At 73.3% G+C, this 4,328-nt stretch carries 4 protein-coding genes; all 4 read left to right on the top strand.

Going from position 1 to position 4,328, the window contains the following annotated elements; translation table 11 throughout:
• Positions 1-174 precede the first annotated feature (174 nt).
• A complete protein-coding gene (locus AB0F18_RS38640; RefSeq protein ID WP_362070063.1) occupies positions 175-1,020 on the top strand; it encodes an NAD(P)H-binding protein in 846 nt (281 codons plus the stop codon).
• Between the two features lie 69 nt (positions 1,021-1,089).
• Positions 1,090-1,602, top strand: a complete 513-nt coding sequence (gene rraA / locus AB0F18_RS38635; protein WP_362070060.1) for a ribonuclease E activity regulator RraA — start codon at positions 1,090-1,092, stop codon at positions 1,600-1,602.
• Between the two features lie 77 nt (positions 1,603-1,679).
• Positions 1,680-3,329: a peptide-N4-asparagine amidase gene (locus AB0F18_RS38630; RefSeq protein WP_362070058.1), complete on the top strand. Its 1,650-nt coding sequence runs from the start codon at positions 1,680-1,682 to the stop codon at positions 3,327-3,329.
• 27 nt (positions 3,330-3,356) lie between these two features.
• The coding region (locus AB0F18_RS38625) for a serine/threonine-protein kinase (RefSeq protein WP_362070055.1) at positions 3,357-4,328 on the top strand (972 nt) is incomplete at its 3' end.

Below are 4,328 nucleotides of genomic sequence, written 5' to 3'. Positions count from 1 at the left end.
CATACGAGGTCCCACTCGGCATCGGACAGTTCATGACGACGTATCACCACCCCATGATCCACAACCCAAGATCACTTTGACGACAGGCTCTAGGGCGCGTATCGAGTCCGGACGTGCCGGTCGGCGGGTACGACTTCTCGGAATAGCCTGAGCACGGCCGGGGCTTACCTGATCATGAGTGAGATTCTCGTGACCGGCGCAACCGGCAATGTCGGACGGCACGTTGTCGTCCAACTTCTGGCCACAGGTACCGCCGTGCGTGCGTTGGCGCGTGATCCCGAACGGGCCCGGCTGCCGGAGGGAGTCAGGGTCGTAGGCGGGGACCTGTCCCGGCCGGACACGTTGGAGGGGGCACTGGCCGGGAGCGACACGGTGTTCCTGATCTGGCCGTTCCTCACGACCGAGGGAGCCCCTGCGGTACTGAAGGCGATGGGACAGCACGCCCGCCGCATCGTCTATCTCTCCTCGTCGGGTGTGAACGAAGACGCCGTACGCCAGACCGACCCGATCAACCAGCTCCACGCCGACATGGAGCGCCTCATCGAAACATCCGGCATGGAGTGGACTTTCCTGCGCTCGAACACCATCGCCTCGAACGCGCGCGGGTGGGTCGAACAGATCCGCACCACGCACGTCGTTCGCGGACCCGACATCGCCGCCACGGCGGTGGTCCACGAGCGCGATGTCGCGGCCGTGGCGGTACACGCGTTGACCGATGACGGACACGCGGGCATGAAGCACGTCCTGACCGGCCCGCAGGTACTCAGCAGAGCCGAGCAGGTACACACGATCGGGGAAGCGATCAGCCACCCGACCCGCTTCGAGAGGGTCCCGGTAGAGGTCGCACGCCGGCAGATGCTCGCCGACGGCAGGCCACCCGCCCTCGTCGAGGCACTGTTGGCCAGCGCCGGAACGCGACCCGAATCGACCTTGATCACATCTGCGGTGGAAGAGATCACCGGAGCGCCGGCGCGCACGTTCCGATCATGGGCGGAAGAGCACGCGGACGCTTTCCGCTAGTTCGGAGCCCCCCGCATACGCTGGGGCCCGCACGGCGCGACGTACGAGATGCGAGGAGCCCACAGCCACATGAGCGTCACCCTCCCCCAGCTACCGCCGGGGGTACCCCCAGTCCCCACCGCCGACCTCTACGACGAGCACGGTGAGGACCTCGGCATCTGCACCACCGCCTTCCGCCCCATCGGCGGCCGCCGCCTCTTCGCCGGGCCCGTGCGCACCGTCCGCTGCCACGAGGACAACGCCCTGCTGCGCGAACTCCTCCACACCCCCGGCGAGGGCGCCGTCCTCGTCATCGACGGCGGCGGCTCGCTGCGCACCGCCCTCGTCGGCGACCTCATCGCCGGCGCGGCCGAGCGCTCCGGCTGGGCCGGGCTCATCGTCAACGGCGCCGTCCGCGACAGCGTGGCCCTCGGCGGGCTCGACCTCGGCGTCCAGGCGCTGGGCACCTGCCCCCGCAAGAGCGGCAAGACCGGCGCGGGCGCCGTCGACGAGCCCGTCACCATCGGCGGCGTCACCTTCCGGCCCGGCGACACCGTGTACGTGGACGACGACGGCGTCGTCGTCCTGCCCGCCGGCCGCTGAGCCGGGGGCGAGATCGCGCCAGGCCCGGACCACGGGCCCTGGCGGCAGCCGCCCGGGAGCCGCTTCACTGCGGGCCCATGAGACGACACAGGATCATGGGCCTGCTCGGCGCGCTCACCCTCGCCGCGGGCACCCTGGCCGCGGCCGCGGGACCCGCGGCGGCCGGCCCCGGCCCCGTACCGGCCACCGCGAGCGCCGCGGACACCCCGCCCGCCGAGTTCGGCACCGACTGGCACGACCCCCTCACCGCCGCCCCGCCCGTCGAACACCCCGCCACCCGGTCCTGCCGGGTCACCCTGGCCGAGGCCCAGTTCCGCGACTTCACCCCCTACCGGGGCGCCTACACCCCGCCCGGGGGCTGCGGCCGCTCCGACTGGGCCAAGGTCGTGCTGCGCCTCGACGGCAAGGTCAAGGGCCGCCAGTACGATCGCCTCGGCCACCTCACCGTCGGCGGCGTGGAGATCCTGAGCACCTCCACCCCCGAGCCCTCGCCCGAGGGCATCGAGTGGTCCGTCGAGAAGGACGTCACCCGCTACCGCGACACCCTCAGCCGGCCGCAGCCCGTCGAGATGCTGATCGGCAACGTCGTCGACGACACCTACACCGGGGTCATCGACGTCAAAGTCACCCTCACCTTCTACGCCGCCGAAGGCCGCACCGGCCCCGCCCCCGCCCCCGACCGGGTCCTCCCGCTCACCTCCCCGGAGATCACCACCCCGCGCAACACCGAACGGCTCCTCGCCGAGGTCTACGCCACCGGCTCGGGCGGCGGCTGCGAGGAGTACTGGTACATGACCGTCCCCGACGCGGCCCCCTACTCCTGCAAGGCCGCCGGCGGCCCCTACCGCGAGGTCCGGATCTCCGTCGACGGACAGCTCGCCGGGCTCGCCGCGCCCTTCCCGACCGTCTGGACCGGCGGCTGGTCCAACCCCTTCCTCTGGTACGTCACCCCCGGCCCCCGCGCCTTCGACGTCCAGCCCGCCGTCTACGACCTCACCCCCTACGCCGCCCTCCTCAACGACGGCCGCCCGCACCGCATCGAGGTGGCCGTCGCCGGGGTCCCGGCCGGGCAGAGCGGCTGGAGCACCCCCGCCAACCTGCTGCTCTGGCAGGACCGGGGCCAAGAGGTCGTCACCGGGGCCCTGACCCGCCACGAGGAGGACGCCCCCACCGGCAGCTCCCGCTGGACCCCCGCCGCCCCCGGCGGCGAACACCGCCTCGACACCGAGGGCGGCCACCGCCTCACCGTCGCCGGGCACCTCGACACCTCCCACGGCCGGGTCACCACCACCGTCACCCGGGCCGTACGCAACACCTCCGTCCACCGCTGGACCGACGGCGAGAACCGCGACGCCCTCACCGCCTCCTGGAACGACGAGGAGAGCATCACCCGAGGCACCGTCACCACCCGCACCACCCGCGCCTACACCATGGACGGGGAGACCACCCTCGGCGCCGGCGACCGGCTGCGCACCGTCCTCTCCCTCGGCGACCGGGCCGACACCGTCACCCTGCGCGGCGGCCGTCCGACCGGCCGGACCCGCCTCGACGACCGGTACACGGGCGACGCCTCGTACACGGCGAACGTCCCGCGCGACCAGCGGCACGCCGTTGGCACGACCACCGCCCACTACCAGCTGTACGGGTCCTCGGTAGGAGGCGGTTGTTACGACCGAACGGTGTCCACCGCGCAGGGCGCCGTGACGGCGGACCGCCGCCGCTGCTGACGGTGGCGCCCTCTACGATGACCGGCCATGGACACGAGTGAGGCCGGCAGACGGCTGGTCGACGGCCGTTTCGAACTGATCGCACCCCTGGGCGCCGGAGGCATGGGAACGGTGTGGCGCGCCCGCGACATCGCGCTGCACCGCGAGGTCGCCCTGAAGGAAGTGCGCCCGCCGGACCCGGCCTCCGAGGCCGCCAACCCCGGGCTCTCCGCCCAGATGCGCGAGCGTGCCGTGCGCGAGGCCCGGGCCCTGGCCCGCCTCGCGCACCCCGGCGTGGTGACGATCCACCACATCGTCGAGTCCGCGCCCGGCACCGACGGCCACCCGTGGATCGTGATGGAGCTGGTCAAGGGCGGCTCCCTGCACGACCGGCTGGCCGACGGACCGATGCCGGTCGCCGACGTGCTGCGGCTCGGCCTCGACATCCTCTCGGCGCTGCGGGCCGCGCACGCCGAAGGGGTGCTGCACCGGGACGTGAAACCGGCCAACGTGCTGCTGCGGCCCGACGGCGCGGCGGTGCTGACCGACTTCGGCATCGCCGCCCTGGGCGGGGCGACCGCCCTCACCTCCACCGGGGTGCTGATCGGCTCGCCCGAGTACATCGCGCCCGAACGGGCCCGGGGCGAGGAGGGGCTCGCCGCCTCCGACCTGTGGTCGCTCGGCATGATGCTGTACGTGGCCGCCGAGGGCACCCACCCGCTGCGCCGGGCCACCAGCCTCGCCACCGTCGTCGCCGTCCTCGACGACCCGATCCCGGCGCCGGTGCGTTCCGGCCCGCTGGGCCCCGTACTGGAACGGCTGCTCGTACGGGACCCGGCCGTGCGGCCCGACGGCGCCGAGCTGGAAGCACTGCTCCGGGGCGCGAGCGCCGCTCTCGGCGCCGGCGGTGCCGGAGCCCCGCCGGCCCCGGAGACGTACGGGCCGCCGCCGCCGGCGTCGGACACGCGGCCCTTCGCACCCGGCGGCGGCTCCCCGTACGGCGTCACCGCACCCGTGCCG

The sequence above is a fragment of the Streptomyces sp. NPDC029216 genome, assembly GCF_040648015.1.
Lineage (GTDB): Bacteria > Actinomycetota > Actinomycetes > Streptomycetales > Streptomycetaceae > Streptomyces.
Note: the sequence above shows the minus strand (reverse complement) of the source record. Positions and strands in the feature narration are given on the sequence as shown.

Bases quoted from the DNA above. Each gene is read 5' to 3' on its own strand.
- AB0F18_RS38640 (WP_362070063.1), top strand. From the start codon at position 175: ATGAGTGAGATTCTCGTGACCGGCGCAACCGGCAATGTCGGACGGCAC.
- rraA (WP_362070060.1), top strand. From the start codon at position 1,090: ATGAGCGTCACCCTCCCCCAGCTACCGCCGGGGGTACCCCCAGTCCCC.
- AB0F18_RS38630 (WP_362070058.1), top strand. From the start codon at position 1,680: ATGAGACGACACAGGATCATGGGCCTGCTCGGCGCGCTCACCCTCGCC.